At 66.0% G+C, this 15,927-nt stretch carries 17 protein-coding genes and 1 pseudogene; 3 read left to right on the forward strand and 15 right to left on the reverse strand.

The genetic code is table 11. The features are described from left to right. Nucleotides 1–45: 45 nt before the first annotated feature. Both J3E61_RS31875 and J3E61_RS31880 read left to right on the forward strand, forming a co-directional pair. Nucleotides 46–167 (forward strand): annotated as a pseudogene (locus J3E61_RS31875) (LLM class F420-dependent oxidoreductase); the annotation flags it as partial. A gap of 29 nt (nt 168–196) precedes the next feature. Beyond that, on the forward strand, nt 197–664 hold the full coding sequence (locus J3E61_RS31880; protein WP_210086601.1) for a nuclear transport factor 2 family protein: 468 nt from the start codon (nt 197–199) through the stop codon (nt 662–664). Here the strand turns inward: J3E61_RS31880 and J3E61_RS31885 are convergent. Genes J3E61_RS31885 through J3E61_RS31945 form a run of 13 tightly spaced genes read right to left on the reverse strand, consistent with a single transcriptional unit; the run spans nt 621 to nt 13,547 of the window. Continuing rightward, the gene (locus J3E61_RS31885) at nt 621–1,106 is read right to left on the reverse strand and encodes an NUDIX domain-containing protein (protein ID WP_210086602.1); all 486 of its coding nucleotides are present in this window, start codon (nt 1,104–1,106) and stop codon (nt 621–623) included. The genes J3E61_RS31880 and J3E61_RS31885 overlap by 44 nt on opposite strands. Next, the gene (locus J3E61_RS31890; RefSeq protein ID WP_210086603.1) at nt 1,106–2,125 is read right to left on the reverse strand and encodes an NADP-dependent oxidoreductase; all 1,020 of its coding nucleotides are present in this window, start codon (nt 2,123–2,125) and stop codon (nt 1,106–1,108) included. Before J3E61_RS31890 ends, J3E61_RS31885 begins: the two co-directional genes overlap by 1 nt. Before the next feature lie 19 nt (nt 2,126–2,144). Next, the gene (locus J3E61_RS31895; protein WP_210086604.1) at nt 2,145–3,182 is read right to left on the reverse strand and encodes an isopenicillin N synthase family oxygenase; all 1,038 of its coding nucleotides are present in this window, start codon (nt 3,180–3,182) and stop codon (nt 2,145–2,147) included. After that, the gene (locus tag J3E61_RS31900) at nt 3,179–3,694 is read right to left on the reverse strand and encodes a hypothetical protein (protein WP_210086605.1); all 516 of its coding nucleotides are present in this window, start codon (nt 3,692–3,694) and stop codon (nt 3,179–3,181) included. Before J3E61_RS31900 ends, J3E61_RS31895 begins: the two co-directional genes overlap by 4 nt. Then, nucleotides 3,691–4,671 (reverse strand): allantoicase, encoded by a 981-nt coding sequence (locus tag J3E61_RS31905; RefSeq protein WP_210086606.1) that lies wholly within the window; start codon nt 4,669–4,671, stop codon nt 3,691–3,693. The genes J3E61_RS31900 and J3E61_RS31905 overlap by 4 nt, the downstream gene beginning before the upstream one ends. 3 nt (nt 4,672–4,674) lie before the next feature. Beyond that, a complete protein-coding gene (locus J3E61_RS31910; RefSeq protein ID WP_210086607.1) occupies nt 4,675–5,421 on the reverse strand; it encodes an Asp/Glu/hydantoin racemase in 747 nt (248 codons plus the stop codon). After that, nucleotides 5,418–6,707, reverse strand: coding sequence for an allantoinase AllB (gene allB, locus J3E61_RS31915; RefSeq protein WP_210086608.1), 1,290 nt, complete (start codon nt 6,705–6,707; stop codon nt 5,418–5,420). Before allB ends, J3E61_RS31910 begins: the two co-directional genes overlap by 4 nt. Next, entirely contained in the window at nt 6,707–7,513 is an 807-nt protein-coding gene (locus J3E61_RS31920) for an N-acyl homoserine lactonase family protein (protein WP_210086609.1), read from the reverse strand. Before J3E61_RS31920 ends, allB begins: the two co-directional genes overlap by 1 nt. A 4-nt stretch (nt 7,514–7,517) precedes the next feature. Next, the gene (locus J3E61_RS31925) at nt 7,518–9,089 is read right to left on the reverse strand and encodes an ABC transporter substrate-binding protein (protein WP_210086610.1); all 1,572 of its coding nucleotides are present in this window, start codon (nt 9,087–9,089) and stop codon (nt 7,518–7,520) included. Continuing rightward, nucleotides 9,086–9,715, reverse strand: coding sequence for a cysteine hydrolase (locus tag J3E61_RS31930; protein ID WP_210086611.1), 630 nt, complete (start codon nt 9,713–9,715; stop codon nt 9,086–9,088). The genes J3E61_RS31925 and J3E61_RS31930 overlap by 4 nt, the downstream gene beginning before the upstream one ends. Beyond that, a complete protein-coding gene (locus J3E61_RS31935; RefSeq protein ID WP_210086612.1) occupies nt 9,716–10,720 on the reverse strand; it encodes an ABC transporter permease in 1,005 nt (334 codons plus the stop codon). 9 nt (nt 10,721–10,729) lie between these two features. After that, complete coding sequence (locus J3E61_RS31940; protein WP_192722594.1) at nt 10,730–11,596, reverse strand: ABC transporter permease subunit; 867 nt, start codon at nt 11,594–11,596, stop codon at nt 10,730–10,732. A 1-nt stretch (nt 11,597) separates the two neighbouring features. Continuing rightward, entirely contained in the window at nt 11,598–13,547 is a 1,950-nt protein-coding gene (locus J3E61_RS31945) for an ABC transporter ATP-binding protein (RefSeq protein ID WP_210086613.1), read from the reverse strand. Nucleotides 13,548–13,716: 169 nt separating this feature from the next. Here J3E61_RS31945 and J3E61_RS31950 point away from each other — a divergent pair, with 169 nt between their 5' ends. Continuing rightward, nucleotides 13,717–14,391 (forward strand): TetR/AcrR family transcriptional regulator, encoded by a 675-nt coding sequence (locus J3E61_RS31950; protein ID WP_210086614.1) that lies wholly within the window; start codon nt 13,717–13,719, stop codon nt 14,389–14,391. Here J3E61_RS31950 and J3E61_RS31955 read toward each other — a convergent pair. Together J3E61_RS31955 and J3E61_RS31960 are read right to left on the reverse strand one after the other, a co-directional pair. Then, entirely contained in the window at nt 14,388–14,579 is a 192-nt protein-coding gene (locus J3E61_RS31955) for a hypothetical protein (RefSeq protein ID WP_192722591.1), read from the reverse strand. The two genes, J3E61_RS31950 and J3E61_RS31955, sit on opposite strands and share 4 nt — an antisense overlap. 32 nt (nt 14,580–14,611) lie before the next feature. Then, nucleotides 14,612–15,922, reverse strand: a complete 1,311-nt coding sequence (locus tag J3E61_RS31960; protein WP_210086615.1) for an NAD(P)/FAD-dependent oxidoreductase — start codon at nt 15,920–15,922, stop codon at nt 14,612–14,614. Nucleotides 15,923–15,927 lie beyond the last annotated feature (5 nt).

Below are 15,927 nucleotides of genomic sequence, written 5' to 3' on the forward strand. Positions count from 1 at the left end.
CTCCAGCCGCCTCTGTACTATTCGCCCATGTCATTGCCCGGTCCCGTGAAGTTCGCCGTGATGGCGCCAGTCGCAGCGGGCGTCACGCCGATCCGGAATGGATGTCCGCCTTCGCCCGGCACGTCGAAGTGTGCGGTTTCGAGTCGATCGTCGTGGTCGAGCACACGGCATGCGCGCAGCGGCTGGGGCTGATCCCTTGAGCCTCAACGCTTTCGACCGCCTCGCACTGGCCGATCTCGTGCACCTGTACGCGTCGGCCGTCGACGACCGGCGCTTCGACGATGTCGTCGAACTGTTCACCGACACCGCGGAACTACGGCTGCCCGACCCACCCCGATCGCTCGAGCCGGTGCGCCGTCAGCACGGGCGCGACGGTGTGCGCGCAGCGATGGCCGCACTTGCGGCGGTGAACCGAACGGAGCATGCCATCGTCGGCGAGGTCTATGCCGCGAGGGATGACGACAGCGACTACGCGCTGGGGCGGATCACGTGCATCGCTCACCATTGGTCAGTCAGCGGGGAGCAGATCACCGACCTGGTCTGGCATCTGCGCTACGACGACGAGTATCTGCGCACCCGCGCGGGGTGGCGCATCCACGGCCGCGCGCTGACCATCAACGCTATCGAGACGCGCCCGGTGCGCCGCCTTCGAGGGCAGCCGTGAGGCGGTCGAGCAGCGGCCGCTGACCCTTCAACAACTTCACGTGGGCCTCGGCAATGGAAAACCAACCGACACGGTCGATTTCGGGGAATTCGCGGAGGTTGCCCGACCCCTTCGGCCACTCGAGTTCGAACGTGTTGCTGAAGGTGCCGTCGAGGTCGAGGTCGCCGCGCACCGCGAACGCGGTGATCACCTTGCCGCTCGGCTGCTTCAGCGGTGCGAACTCGATGCGCTCACCGTCGGGCGGGGTCTTGCCGAGTTCCTCCTCGAACTCCCGTTGCGCGACGGTCCATGGATCCTCGCCTACGACGTACTCCCCCTTCGGAATCGACCACGCCCCTTCGTCTTTGCGTGCCCAGAACGGCCCGCCCGGATGGCCGATCAGCACCTCGACCTGATCGTCGGTGATTCGGTACAGCAGCAATCCCGCGCTCAGCTTCGGCATCAGGCAGGCGTCGGTTCGCTGATCTTGACCAGTGTCTTGCCGATGTTGGCGCCGGTGAACAACCCGTTCAACGCGTCCACACACGACTCGATGCCGTCGAAGATGGTCTGGCGGTGCACGAGCTTGCCGTCGGCCTCCCACTGGCGCAGCGCGGCGAACGCCTCGTCGAAGCGGCCCCACTCGTCGAGCGCGTTGAACCCCTGCATGGTCGCGGTCCTCGACAGCAGGTTGACGTAGTTGGCCGGACCGGGGTGTTCTCCGGTCAGATAGCTCGAGATGACGCCGCACAGCACGACCCGCGCCTTGGGCGCCAGCCGGCCAAGCACTGCGTCGAGGATCGGCCCGCCGACGTTGTCGAAATACACGTTGACGCCCTTAGGGCAGTGCTCCTTGAGCGCGGCCGCGACATCGCCAGCCTTGTAGTCGATGCACGCGTCGAACCCGAAGTCCTCGACAACTGCCTTGCACTTGTGCGGTCCGCCAGCGATGCCAACCACCCGGGCGCCTGCGACCTTGGCGATCTGCCCGGCCACCGACCCCGTGGCCCCCGCGGCCGCCGACACCACCACGGTCTCCCCCGGCTGGGGCCTGCCGATGTCGGTCATGCCGAAGTAGGCCGTGGCGCCCGTCGGGCCATAGACAGACATGATCGCGAGTTGGTCGGTCTCGCCGGGGATAGGGGTGGCGAAGACGTCGTCGCGGATGATCGCGTATTCCTGGAAACCGGTCAGGGCGGTGACGACGTCGCCGACGGCGAACGCGTCGCAACGTGACGCCACCACCTCGCCGATGCCTGCCGCGCGGATCACGTCGCCGAGTTGCAGCGCGGGCAGGTAGCCCGGCTGCCCGTCGAGCCAGGTACGCGCGGCCGCGTCGATCCCGACGTACGTGGTGCGCAGCAGCGCCTCGCCGTCGCCAGGCTCGGGTGCGGGTGTGGCGACCAACTCGGTGTCGTCGGGCTGTACCAGACCGGACGGGCGGCGGCGCAGCAGGATCTGGCGGTTCGTCAGCTCAGGCACATGGCGAACCTACCGAACGCTAGGCCCGTTTCTGCAGCGCTTCCTGACCAAATTGGCCGACTGTCAGCGAGCCGTCGGGCAACACCAGTTCGCCCGCCTCGACGCGGTTGCGCAGATATGCGAACGTCTGGGCGGTCTGAGCGAACAGGTGCTCACCGGCGCGCAAAGTTGGCCGGACCTTGCCGTCGCGAGAAGCGAACTGCGGCAACGGTTTCACCTCGGTGTGGTAGTCGACGTTGAAGAACAGTGGGAACGAGTAGCGCTCCTCGGCAACCTTGCGGACGCGGTGACTGGTCGCGACATAGGCACCGTTGGTCCACAGTTCCAGCATGTCGCCGATGTTGACGACAAATGTGCCGGGCACCGGTGGCACATCGATCCACTCGCCGGCGCCATTGAGCACCTCCAGGCCCGGCGCGGTGGGCTTGAGCAGCGTGAAGCATTCGTAGTCGGTGTGCGCGCCGATCCCCTCGCCGTCCACGGCCTCGGGGTTGTACGGGTAGTGAATCAGCCGCAGTTGGCTCGGCGTCTTGGTCGCGTGCTTGGCGAACGTGTCGGGGTCCTCACCGAGCGCCACCGCGAATGCCCACAACAATCGGTGCCCGACATCGAGCACGGCTTGGTAGTACGCGGTGACCGCGTCGGCGAACCCCGGCAGGTCCGGCCAGGTGTTGGGGCCGAGCATCGGGTTGCCCGCGAGATAGTCGGGGTCGTCGGCCGGCAGATCCAGCGCGGTGTCGAATGCCTCTTTCATCTCCGGCATTCCGGTCGCGAGGCCCTCTTCGCCGGCGGGCACATAACCGCGATGACATTTCGACAGCCCGATGTAGTGCCGCATCTTCTCCTCGAGCGGCAATGCGAAGAACTGCTTCGTCGCTGCGAGCATGCGCTCGAACACCGCGTCGTCGACGCCGGCGCCGCTGATGTAGAGGAATCCGACTTCGGCCGCCGCCTTGCCGATCTCCCTGGCCACCCGCTCGCGCTCGCCCTGCTCAGGCGAGCTCAGTCCGCTGATGTCGACAATCGGCACGGACGTGAATGACGTTGCGCCACTCATAGATCCACTTCTCCTTCGCTATCCTCAATGCACCACCGGACACCGTTGGCCGTCAGATCACTTCCGTCGAACTGCGGATCGAGCGCCGTCCACTGTGGGTCTCCGATTGTGCCGACGACCACACCGCGCCGATCCGCCCAGCCGAACCGCGCGCCCGCGCGCAGCAGGGTCGCCTCCGTCGCGAACAGTGCCCAGCACGGCTCTGCCGGACCGTCCTGGCGGACCCAGTGTTCGACGTAGTCCTCGTGCACGCCGACTTCGATCAATACGTTTGCCTCCCAATGCATTCGCCCCGCATCGGGGAACGGACCAGGCGGCTCGACGTCGATGAGGCGTTGCCATTCGAACACGTCGTCGGCCTGGCCGAGTCGGCCTGCGAAACCGCGGGTGTCGACGTAGCCGGTGATGCCTTGCAACCAAACGACTTCGGTGCCGGTGTCGCGCGCGCCGTCGGCCGTGATCAGCAGAGTGCGTCGCCACAAGCCGGTGCATTCGGCCATCAGCACGGTCATGCCGATGCCTCCCATCTGGTTTGCAGCTGGGCCATTCCGTCGACGGTGGCTGTGCCGAACGCCCGGACCCTGGCAAGACCGCCGTCCGGATACGCCTGCACCCGCAGCGCGGCGATGTCGTTGGCGTTCACCACGAACACCTGCCGGGCGTCGGCTGCGATACGGGTGCGGGCCAGCACGTCGACGTCGAACGGCGCATCAACCCGATGGCTGCCCAGCACTGCCACTTCTCGCGAGGCGTTGAACACGAAACGGCTGGTGTCGATCTCTAGTCGCGCCAGATCGGCGGGCACCGCGAACGAGATGACGGCCGCGTCGTGGGTGTCTGGACCGATGTCACGGCGGCGGCGGGTCTCCCAGCCGTCGCCCATGGTGCGTGGCCGGTCCGGTGCAATCAGCGCCGATGCATTGGAATAGAAATCGTCAGACGACCATTCGACGCGACCGCCCTGCTCGACGCCCGACACCTCGACGGTGACGCCCGCCCACAGCACGGGGTCGGCAATGACATCGCCGTACACCCGCAGGCGCGCGACTCCCCCGTCTGATTCAAGGTGCAGCCTAACGTGTGTGTAGCGGCGGGGATCGTCGACGGCAAAGACGTTGTGGGAGTCGGACTTCAGAGCGACGGACTCGACGACCGTCGTCCATGGCACGGCTGCGGCGGTGGGGTCTGCGACCGGATCGAGCACGCATGCGTCGATGCGGCAACCGGTCGGGTGGTTGCCTGTGAAGAAGCGCGTGTCGACGTCGATCGCGTGCAGCCTGCCACCGACCCCGAGCCGCACGATTGCCCAGTCGCTTCCGGTGTGTCGCCGGGTCTCCCAGCCGTCGACCACCTCACCGCGCAAGTCATAAGTGCCCGGCACGAAGGCCGGTTCGCTCGGTTCGATCAAATACTCCTTGAAGCCGAACGATTCGTCGCTGGCGGCCACCACACTGCCGCCGACGGCACGCGAAGCCAGATCCACACTCATGCGTCACAGGCCCAATGACGTCGACAGCGGCCAGTGACTGCGTGGGTTGTCTGGGCCCGCCGCATACGCACCGGCCTTGCTGGTGCTCAGCCGCAAACCGACCAGCGCCTGCGCCAAGCCGACCGCGGCAGCCACCCCGTCGACGGCGGGCACGCCGAGCTTGGCCGTGACCGCCGCGGTGGCACCGGCCATTCCGGCGCAGCCGAGGCAGATGACGTCGGCGCCGTCCTCGGCGACCGCCTTCGCCGCTTCCTCGACGATCGCCTGGAGCGCGCCCGCGGGATCGGCGTCCACCTCCGCCGTACTGAGCCCGCAGGCCCGCACCGACGCGCAGTGGCCATCGAGGCCCGCGAGTGCCAGCCTGTCCTCGATCGGTGGTATCGACCGACCCAGTGTGGTCACCACCGAGAAGCGCCTGCCGATCAGATGTGCGACGTGGGCGGCGGCTTCTGCGATGTCCAGCACGGGCACGGTCAGCATCTCCTGCAGCGCGTCCTTGCCGTGTTCACCGAAACCCGCAAGCACCACCGCGTCATACTCGAATTCGCCTGCGGCAAGCATCGTCGCCACCAGGTCCATCACCCCGACTGCGGATAGGTAGCTTTCGGCGGCGGAGTCGATGGCCGCCGCGCCGAAGCGCGGGTTCAGCGCGACGATTTTGGTGCCCGCGCTGGCTGCGGACACTGCCGCGGCGGCGATCTCGGCCGTCATCGATTCCGAGGTATTCGGGTTGAGGACAAGGATTTTCATGCCAGCTGGCCCACTCGTTCATAGATCGGCCTGCCAGCCAGCCACGTCTGCGCGACAGAGCCGCGCAGCACGGCACCGTCGTAGGGTGTGACGGCGTGGCGGTGCCGCAGCGCGGCCGCGTGCACCGTCTGCTCGACGTCGGGCTCGAATGCGCACAGATCCGCACGTTGACCGACCGCGATCCGTCCGCGATCGGCGAAACCGGCAAGCGCGGCAGGGCGTTCCGCCATCCAGGCACACAGTTGCGCGAGCTCGAAACCACGCGCGGCGGCCTGCGTCCACACGGCGCGTGGCCCAACCTCGAGCGAACTGATGCCGCCGAACGCACTGCCGAAGTCACCGCCTGCCTTCAACGGCGGCGCACACGGCGAGTGATCCGAGACGATCATGTCCAGCGTGCCGTCGGCCAGCCCATCCCACAGCAGTCCGCGGTTGTCGTCGCTGCGTATCGGCGGGCATGCCGCGAACTGCGTTGCACCGTCCGGGATGTCCTCGGCGGCAAACGTCAGGTAGTGCGGGCATGTTTCGGCGGTGACGCGTACACCGGAACGCTTGGCCTCGGCCAGCATCGGCAATACCCGGCCGCTGGAGACATGCACAATGTGCATTCGTGCGCCGGTCTCCCTGGCTGTGTTGACGACGAGGGCGACGGCATCCTCCTCGCATGCGTCGGGCCGTGAACGCAGAAACGACGCGTAGCTTCGGCCGGATGGCGCGGGACTGTCCGCGATCACGTGATCGCTTTCCGCGTGCACCAGCAGCACCGCATCCATTTCGGCGATCCGCAAGGCGGCGCGACGGAACTCATCGCCGTCCAGGGGTGGGAAGCTCGGGTTGCCCGAGTCGCTCAGAAAGCACTTGAAGCCGCGCACGCCCACGTTGGCGAGGTCGGCGAGCTCATCGAGATTGCCAGGGATCACGCCGCCCCAGAACCCGACATCGACCGCGCAGTTGCCCTGCGCCGCTTGCTGTTTGAGCTGCAGAGCGGCCACGTTGGTGGTCACCGGGTAGTTGTCCAAAGGCATGTCGACCAATGTGGTGATGCCCGCCGCCGCCGCTGCCGCGGTTGCCGTTGCGAAGCCCTCCCACTCGGTGCCGGGATCGTTGATGTGCACGTGGGTGTCGACGAATCCCGGCATCAGCACCGTCGAGCCGTCGAGGACCACATCCTCCGCGCCCGGAGAATCCACATCGACCGAGCGGATCATGCCGTCGGATACGGCGACGGTGGCTGTCCGGATCTGGCCGTCGATCACCGCCTTCTCGGCGCGGATGACCAGATCCACTACGCGAATCTGTCGTGAAAGTGACGAGTCAGCTCCGGCCACACGTGTGGATCGTGCCCTGGAATCAGTTGGTAGCCCTTCTCTTTGGCCAGCTTCTTCAGTTTGCGGATCGGCTCGATCGTCTCCACCGGTTCCACCCCGATGAAGCCTCCGATGGCCAACTCGTGCTCGATGTTCTCCGTAAGGTCGGCGGCATCGAACGCGAACACGAAGCCGTCGCCACCGACCGATTCGTCGAGTTCCACCACGAAACTCTGGTGCCCGGGGGTGTGCCCGTACGTCGGCACCGCGGTGATTCCCGGGGCGATCTCCGCTTCGCCCTCGGCCAGCCGCCACTCGATGCGGGGGTCGTCGAAGTCGATCCTGGCGATCGCGTGGTGTTCGGGTTCGGGATGGTTCGACAGCCCGTATTCGAGCTCGCGTCGCTGCGCGTGCACCGGTACCTTCCCCGCGAACAACTTCAGCCCGCCTGCGTGGTCGTGGTGCAGGTGGCTGACCGCGACCGTGTGGATATCGTCGATGTCGACACCGATGTCGTGCAGCGACTGTTCGATCGGCTCTCCTGGTCCGGGCAGCACCGGGATGTATTCCACCGTGGGGTAGAACCGCCGGTACAGCGCGGGATCCCGGATCAGCGCGGTGTTGAACCCGGTGTCCAGCAGCACCCAGCCACCGTCGGTCTGCAGCAGCACCCCCGGCACCGGTTCACGCAGCCGCTCTTCGGGTGGAGTGCCGTAGACCGACACCGCCTTCGGCAGCTCTTCCCAGCCCAGTGTCAGCAGAACGATTCGATGTACTTTGCCCATCGGCCTAACCTACGGACAGCGCGGCGATTCGAAGCGAGTTCGGATTAGACACCGCGTGCGCCTGCTCGACCCCCTTCAGCCACGGCTGGGCGACCACGAAGTCGTCGATGTCGGCGACGTTCAACCAGCAGCCCGTCTCCTCGGCAGCGGCGCCTGCGTCCGAATACGGTTGCGGCGCACCGGTCGGTAGCCCCTTCGCCAACGCGTCGGTGACCCGCGGCGACGAGCAACCCAGGTAGTTGATCCCGCCGTCCTTGTCCCAGGAGATGTGGCCCCAGGTGTACGGAGACGGCGCATCAGGCCACACCGTGTTGGCCAGGATCTCCGGGGCCGCCTGCATGTCCGTGCCGATCCAGCCGTAGATCTCCGAGGTGGGATAGCCCTGCACCTTCGCGGTGACGCCCGCCGCGGCCAGCTGCGTCTGAACCAGGTTGCTGACCAACTGCATGTCGGGGTTGCTGGTGTCGTACCCGATCGTGATCGTCTTCTGATCGGCGGGCAGACCGGCGACGATCTTCGTCAGCGCCGCGGGGTCATGGGTCAGATTCTGTTTCCCGTATTCGGCGGCCAGCACGTACGGCGGGTACATCTGCGCGCCGACTTTGCCGCGACCGAAGAAGGTCTGCTTGACCACCTGATCGACGTCGATGGTGTCGATCACCGCAGTCCGGGTGGCCTGGTCCTTCGTAATGCCCTTGTTCGGGTTGACGTAGAGGAAGTTCGACATCATGGTCGGCAGCGAGTAGTGCGAGTACTTCGGGTTGTTCAGGTACTGCTCGACCGCTGACGACGGCAGGTCATGCAGGATCGCCGACAGCTGACCGTTGTTGAACTGCAGCTGCTGCGCCGAGGTGTCGGTGATGACGGGCATCTCGACCTTCTCGAAATACGGCTTGGCGCCCCAGTAATCCGGGAACGATGCCATCGCGTAGTGCGAACCGACCTGCGCGTCGGTCAGTGTGTACGGCCCGGTGCCGAGATCGTGTGTGGTGAGGTAGTTCTGAGCGAAGTCGGTGCCGCCGTTCTTCTGCAGACCGGTCGGGCTCATCATCCGCGGACCGTACGGCGACGCAAGGTAATCGAGGAACTCCGAGTTCGGATTCTTCAGGGTGATCGTGACGCCGTAATCGCCTTGTGTGGTGATCGATTCGATGTCCTTGACCATGTAGGCGGGCCCACCGTTGACGGCGAGCCGGCGGTCGAACGACGCTTTGACAGCGTCCGACTTGAACGGCGTCCCGTCATGGAACTTCACGCCCTCGCGCAGCTTGAGGGTGAAGACCTTGTTGTCGGGTGACGCGGTGTACTCCGAGGCCAGCAGCGGCTCGAGTTCGGCCTTGGCCTGACCGCCCTTGAACTGCAGCAGACCCTCATACAGGTTCGTGGTCAGCAGCAGTCCCTGTCCGGCGTAGTAGATGTCCGGGTCGGGCGGCTGGCCGGGGTCCTGGAGGAACGACAGGTGCAACACCTTGTCGGTTGGCGCCGCGTTGGGAGTGCTCGAACCGGAATCCGAACCGCCGCATGCCGATAGGGTCAGCATCGCGGCTGCCGCCACTGCGAGTAGTCGTTTGTTCATGGTGCTGCTCCTTCGAGGACGGGCTGTTCGAGCTGTTTGAATGCGGCGAGGATCTCCTCGGTGGTACGCATGGCACCGGTCTGCAGGTACTCCATGGCGGCCAGCGCCGCGTCATGCAGGTACTGAGACGACCCGCCGACGCAGTCGGTGACGACGCGCACGTAATAGTCGCGCTGATGCGCGTCGGCGAAGGTGTAGTGCACGCACACGTCGGTCAGACCGCCGATCAGAATCAGCGTCGACGCACGCAGTCCGCGCAGCACGATCTCGAAATCCGTTCCGATGAAGCCCGAATAGCGCCGCTTCACGATGTGAAACTCATCCGGTAGGGGCCGCAGCGACGGTTCGAGGTCGGTGCCCGGCTGTCCTTCGACGCAGTGCACACCCTCGGTGCCGTCCAGTTCGCGGCCGAAGTCCACACCGCTGGGCCGGTGCACCTCCTGAAAGAACACCACCGGGACGCCGGCAGCGCGCGCCGCGGCCACCAGCTTCTCGGCTCGCTCGACGCGCTCGGCATGCCCGGGCATGTGCGGAATTCCCACGTCCGCCACGGGCATTGCGCCGCCCTGTTGAATGTCGACGACAACCAGCACGGGGTTGCCCACGATCAGTGGCTGTGTTGGCACTTAACCTCCTCCTACCGCTATTCGTGGATCGGCCGCCGCCTGCAAGAAGTCGACCGCGGTGTTGATGGCGACGTACAGCACGCCGAGCATCAATGTCACGCCTGCGATCGCGGGAAAGTCCGCGACCGGAATGCTTTGTGCGATGTATTGGCCGATGCCCGGCCAGCCGAACACCTGCTCGATCACCAGTACGCCGGAGAACATCAGGCCGACCTGGAGCCCGGTCATCGACAGCGCTCCGCCGACGGAGTTGCGCAGCACGTGCCCGGCCATGATCCGGCCCTCCGAAAGGCCTTTGGCCCGAGCAGTTCTCGCGTAGTCGCTGTCGGCTTCGGTCAACAGGCTGGATCGCAGCACGCGGCCGATCGCCACCGCGGGGCCAAGCGCGATCACCACGGCAGGAAGGATCAGGTGGTGCAGCGCGTTCGTCACGACGTCGAACCGCCCGGCGAGTAGTCCGTCGACAGTCAGCAGTCCGGTCGGTCCGGTCGGCGGATTCGGCACACTGATGCGTCCGTTGGCGGGCACCCACCCCAGTTTCTGGTAGAACACGATCAGCCCGAGGATGCCGAGCAGGAACATCGGTGCGGACGCGCCGGTGAACAGCACCGCACGCAATATGCTCGCCCCTGGCCATTTCAGCGTCGTGCCGAAGGCCAACAGGCCGGCCAGGATCAGTGCCAGCCCCAACCCGTACAGCGCCAGCTCCAGCGTCGCGGGAAAGAAGTCGCCCAGGTCGCTGCTGACGGCGTGTCTGGTGCGAAACGACTGGCCGAGGTCGCCCTGAACCGCTCCGGTGAGGTAGTGCCAGAACTGGTTGATAATCGGCTGGTCCAGGCCGAGAGTGTGTCTGCGGGCGGCAACCGCTTCGGCAGAGGCGTTCGCACCGAGTTGCGCCTTCACCGGATCCATCGGCGAAATATGTTGCAGCACAAACATCACCGCGATCAGCGCGACGAGGATGGCCACCATCGCCGCCACCCGGTAGAGGATGAACTTCTGCATGTCCGATACCTAGCTTGTCTTCATCAGGTTGCGCAGGCCGTCGCCTGCGATGTTGGCGGCGAGGGCGAGGACGAGTACCGCGATACCCGGCATCACCGGAACCCACCACTGCTGAAGGAAGTACGTCAGGTTGCGCGCGGTGTCCGCACCGAGTTCTGGCGCCGGCGCGGCCTGGCCGAGGCCGAGGAACGACAGCGCGGCCAGGGTGAGGATCAGGTTGCCGATGTCGAGACTGGCCGCCACCAATGCGTTGGGCACCGCGCCGGGAAGAAGATGTCTGCTGGCCAGTCGAATTGGTCCGACACCGGCGAGCCGGGCCGCCTCGATATGCGGGCGGGCGGCGAGGCGTGCCACCTCGCCGCGCACCAGTCTCGCGTAGAACGGCCACCACACGATCGACACTGCGATCAGCGTGTGGATGAAGCCGGGACCGAGCGCGGCCACGACGGCGATCGCCAGCACGGGGGCGGGCAGGGAGAGAAACGCGTCGGTGATGCGCATCAACAGACTGTCGAGCCATCCGCCCGCTGCCCCAGCGATCAGTCCTACCAGGCCTCCGATCAGGAGCCCGACAGCGACGACCACCAATGCCGCGAACCAACTGGCGCGCACGCCGTACAACACGCGGCTCAAGATGTCGCGGCCGATCGAGTCGCTGCCAAGTAAGAAGCCGGGCTTACCGGGCGCCTGCAGCGGCATGCCCGCGGGCACAAGCGGATCGTGCGGCGAGATGATCGGCACCGCGACCGCGACGATGGTCACGATCAGGACCAGGCTCACGGCCGCCCAATTCATCAGCATCGGTGAGGATTTGGGCAGTGAGAGGCCGCGTAGCCGGCCTCGTGTCAACGTGCCCGCGGGTATTGCGATGGCCATCTCAGCTCGCCTTCCGCTCGATACAGGCGATTTGGTGCGGGCTTCCCGGCGCCCCTTCGAGCCGGACGTCGAGTTCACTCTCTGAGCAGGTGTCGATGGCGATCGGACAGCGTGGATGGAAGGCGCAGCCCGACGGCGGCGACAGCGGACTCGCGGGTTCACCTGGGAGCACGCGTGATTCGCGGCCGAGGTCGGGGATGGAGTCGACGAGCGCTTGGGTGTAGGGGTGGACGGGATTGTTGATGACGTCATCGGCTGGACCGATCTCGACGATGCGCCCGAGGTACATCACCGCAATCCGGTCGGCGACCACACGCGCGACCGACAGGTCGTGCGTCACGAACACCACCGACATGTCCAGCGTGCGGCGAAGGTCGCCGATGAGATTGAGAACCGAGGCCGCCAGCGAAACGTCGAGGGCGCTGGTCGGCTCGTCGCACAACAAGACCGCGGGCGGCACGACCGTCGCGCGCGCAAGCGACACTCGCTGGCGCTGACCGCCGGACAGCTGGCCCGCCCGTGACTTCGCGATGTCCAGGGGCAGTCCGACACGCTGCAGCACCTCGGCGACCGCGTCTTGTCTTTGGCTGCGGGACAAGCCGTTTCCCCGCAGGCGTTCGGTGATCAGCTCGCCTACCGACAGCCACGGCGTCAGCGATGCGCCTGCATCCTGGAAAACCATCTGCGGCCCTTGGCCGCCCTGCAGATCGACGGTCCCCGAAGTAGCTTTCTCCAAGCCCGCGACGACCCGCAGCAGCGTGGACTTTCCCGATCCGCTCTCACCGACCAACGCGACGGATTCACCGTGCCCGACGGTCAGCGAAATGCCGCGCAACGCTTGAAGTTTGCCGAATGACTTGACCACCTCGCGCAGCACCACTGCCGGCGGCTCGGAAGACTCGGCGACCGCCGTTTCCGGTTCGATGTCTTCGGTGGTGGTCGTCAGGCGCGAGCCGAGTTCCGTGGACACCGCATCGAACGGCAGGATGCAGGCGCTGACCCTGCCTGGGGCGATCGTGATTGGGTCGGGCGGCGCCGCCTCACACGACGGGGTGGCGAGCACACAACGTGGCGCAAACGCGCATCCCGGCAGTGGCGTCACCGGACTGGGCACCGACCCGGCCAGCGCGGCCAGCTTGCGGTGCCTTGCGGTGTCCAGCGTGAGCCGCGAGCGCAGCAGGCCGTGCGTATAGGGGTGCGCAGGGTTATCGAGAACGTCTGCGGTGGGGCCGATTTCGGCGATCCGGCCGGCATACAGCACCGCGATACGATCCGAGATCTGCGCGGCTACACCGAGGTCGTGGGTGATGAAAACAATGCTGCAGCCGATTTCTTCGCGTAGTTGCAGCAACAGCCGCAGTACCTGCGCCTGCACAGTGACGTCGAGCGCCGTGGTCGGTTCGTCGGCGATGATCAGCTCAGGGTTGCCTGAGATCGCGATCGCGATCATCACGCGCTGCCGCAGCCCTCCGGAGAGCTCGTGCGGGTAGGCCCTGAATCGCCGCTTGGGCTCCGGGATCCCGACCGCGGTGAGCAGCTTGAGCGCTTCCTCGTCGCTGCCCGCCGCCTCAGCAACCTGCTTGCCGATTCTCATCGTCGGGTTCAGCGACGTCATCGGGTCCTGAAAGATGGCGCCGAGGTCGAGGCGGCGGACCTTGCGCAGCGTTTTCGCATCACCGGTGACCATGTCGGTGCCAGTCACCGTCACCGAGCCCTGCACCTTGGCCTTCGGCAACAAGCCGAGCAGCGTGAAGCCGAGGACGCTCTTGCCCGATCCCGATTCACCGACCAGGCCGAGAATCTCACCGGGCGCGATGTCCAGGGACACGCCGCGCAAGGCATGTACGTCTTTGCCGTTGCGGCGGAACGTGACGTGCAGATCGGTGATCGCCGCCACCCGCGCAAGGTCTGCCGACGCATCCGCGTCGACCTCGGACACTGCACTACTCATGCACCGCTCCTGCCACCCCCGCCTGTCACTTGACAGTTTTCAGCGCGGGCGAAGGCGGTGGGTGTCGCTGGCGTAACCAATCGACGGTGCTGCGTAACCGATTCGTGTCCCGCGTTTCTGTCGTGTGACAGAAACGCATATCTGCTGTTCAGTAGGCCACGATGGGGCCATGTCGATCACTCGTGCGGGCCGCCCACGGCTGACGACGCAGCGAAGGCCTGGCAGCACGGCCCGTGACGAGATCCTCGATGCCGCAGGTGAACTCTTCACCACGCTGGGCTATACGGGTACGTCGACCCGCACCATCGCCGAGGCCGTCGGCATCCGGCAGGCGTCGCTTTATCACTACTTCAAGACCAAGGACGACATTCTGTGCGCCCTGCTCAGCCAGACCGTCACGCCGACGCTGACGATCATCGACAGTCTCTCGGCGGCGGAGCCTGCACTGACCGCGGCGGAGCACTTGCACGCGTTGGCACTGTTCGATGGGCGGCAGTTGCTGGAGGGTCGCTGGAATCTCGGAGCGCTGTACCTGCAGCCCGAATTGCGGTGGGCGCGCCTCGAGCCGTTCTGGTCGGACCGGGAGCGGCTGCGCCTGCACTACCTGGCGGTGAGCAAGGCGATCGTCGCGGACACCGGCGTGGATGAGGCCGCTGCCGATCTGCCGTTCCGGTTGGTGGAGTCATTGGTCAACATGTGGACCAAACAGCCGGGTCCGGAGCGGGCCGGTCTACCGGAACACGTTGCGGATGCCTGCGTTCGGGTGCTGGGTCTGCCGCAGAGCGCGACCCAGCCATTGCGGGCCCGCAGTCACCTCGAACTGAGCCGATACGCTGCTGCCTAGTACTTGCGGTCGCCCTCGCTGCTGTCGAAGAACGCCCAGTCGCCGTCGTCGGCCTTGACCTCCATGCGCCACCCGAGTTCTGGGTCGGCCTTCTGGTCGACGAACCAGGCATGTGCGTCGTCGGCGCTTTCGATGTCCTTGGTGTCGACAACCTCACCCTTGGGGTTCAACACTCGATACGTAGCCATGCCCGTAGCGTTCCCGCTTCGACGGACTTGAATCAGTCTGCTTTCGGCATAGGGATGCCCTCGCTCGCCTGGAATTGCGCGTCCTCCTCCGACGCCAACCCCATCGACACCACCGATCGGTCGAAGAACACGTCGGTGAGGTAGGCCAGGGCCACCGCCCAGCGGTTGACGAAGCGCGGCATTGCATAGAGGTGGTAGGCGCGGGTGACGGCCTTGGCCGGCAGCCCGGACAACTGAATGTTGAGCGGGTTGGCCACGGCATAGCGCGGTCCGAGGTCGACTACCAAACCCATGTTGCGGTGTTTGTAGTTCTTCGGCTTTCCGTAGCCGAGGCTCGCGGCGACGTTGCGCGCCAACACCTTTCCCTGCCGGATGGCGTGCTGCGCGGTCGGCGGGGTGATCTTGCCCGGCTGCGTGACGTCGGGTACGGCTGCCGCGTCGCCCGCGGAGAACACGTCGGGATGGTCGGGGACTTGGAGATTCGTCCCGACCGTCAGCCTGCCCTTCTCTGTCGGCAGGCCCAGTTTCTCGATCAGCGGAGCGCCGGTCACGCCGGTCACCCATGCGACGGTGTGGGTGCGGATCAGTGAATCATCGCTGAGCACAACGTGTTCCGCGTGCACTTCCTTCAGCGTGACGCCGAGCCGGACGTCGACGCCACGCGATTTCAGGACTCGCATCGCCGCGGCGCCCAGCTTCTCCCCCACCTCTGGCATCACTTGTTCGGCCATGTCGAGCAACACGAATCTGACCTCGGCCCGATCGAAGTCCATCTGTCGGGCCGCAGAGTCGGCGAGGGCGCGCAGTTGCAGGACGAGTTCGGTGCCCGAATAGGACGCGCCGACGACGACGATCGTCCTGCGCGCGGCGGCCCGACCGGCGTCATCGTCGACATCGGCGAGTTCGAGTTGCTCGAGCACGTGGTCGCGCAGGTACAACGCCTCAGCCGTCGACTTCAGACCGCGCGCATGTTCGGCGAGACCCGGCACATCGAAGAGCTTGGTCACCGAACCCGGTGTGAGCACGAGCCGATCCCATGGCAGGACGCGTGCCCGCTCTTCGGGGTCGGTGTAGGTGACGGTATGCCCGTCGAAGTCAACGCCGTCGACCCTGCCGCGGAGGTGCTGCACTCCGCGCAACGCATTGGCCAGTGGTATCGCGACGAAGCGGGCGTCGACCACGCCGCCGGCCACATCGGGCAGCAGCGGCGTATACAACATGTAATCGACAGGGGAAATGATCGAGATGTCGACCGACGCATCATGTCTGCGCAGTTTCCTCGCCAGGTGCCGAGCGCACTCGAAGCCAGTGAATCCGCTGCCGACGATTACCACAGAGGCCATCGCCT

Source organism: Mycobacterium sp. OAE908, assembly GCF_017872775.1.
Classification (GTDB): domain Bacteria; phylum Actinomycetota; class Actinomycetes; order Mycobacteriales; family Mycobacteriaceae; genus Mycobacterium.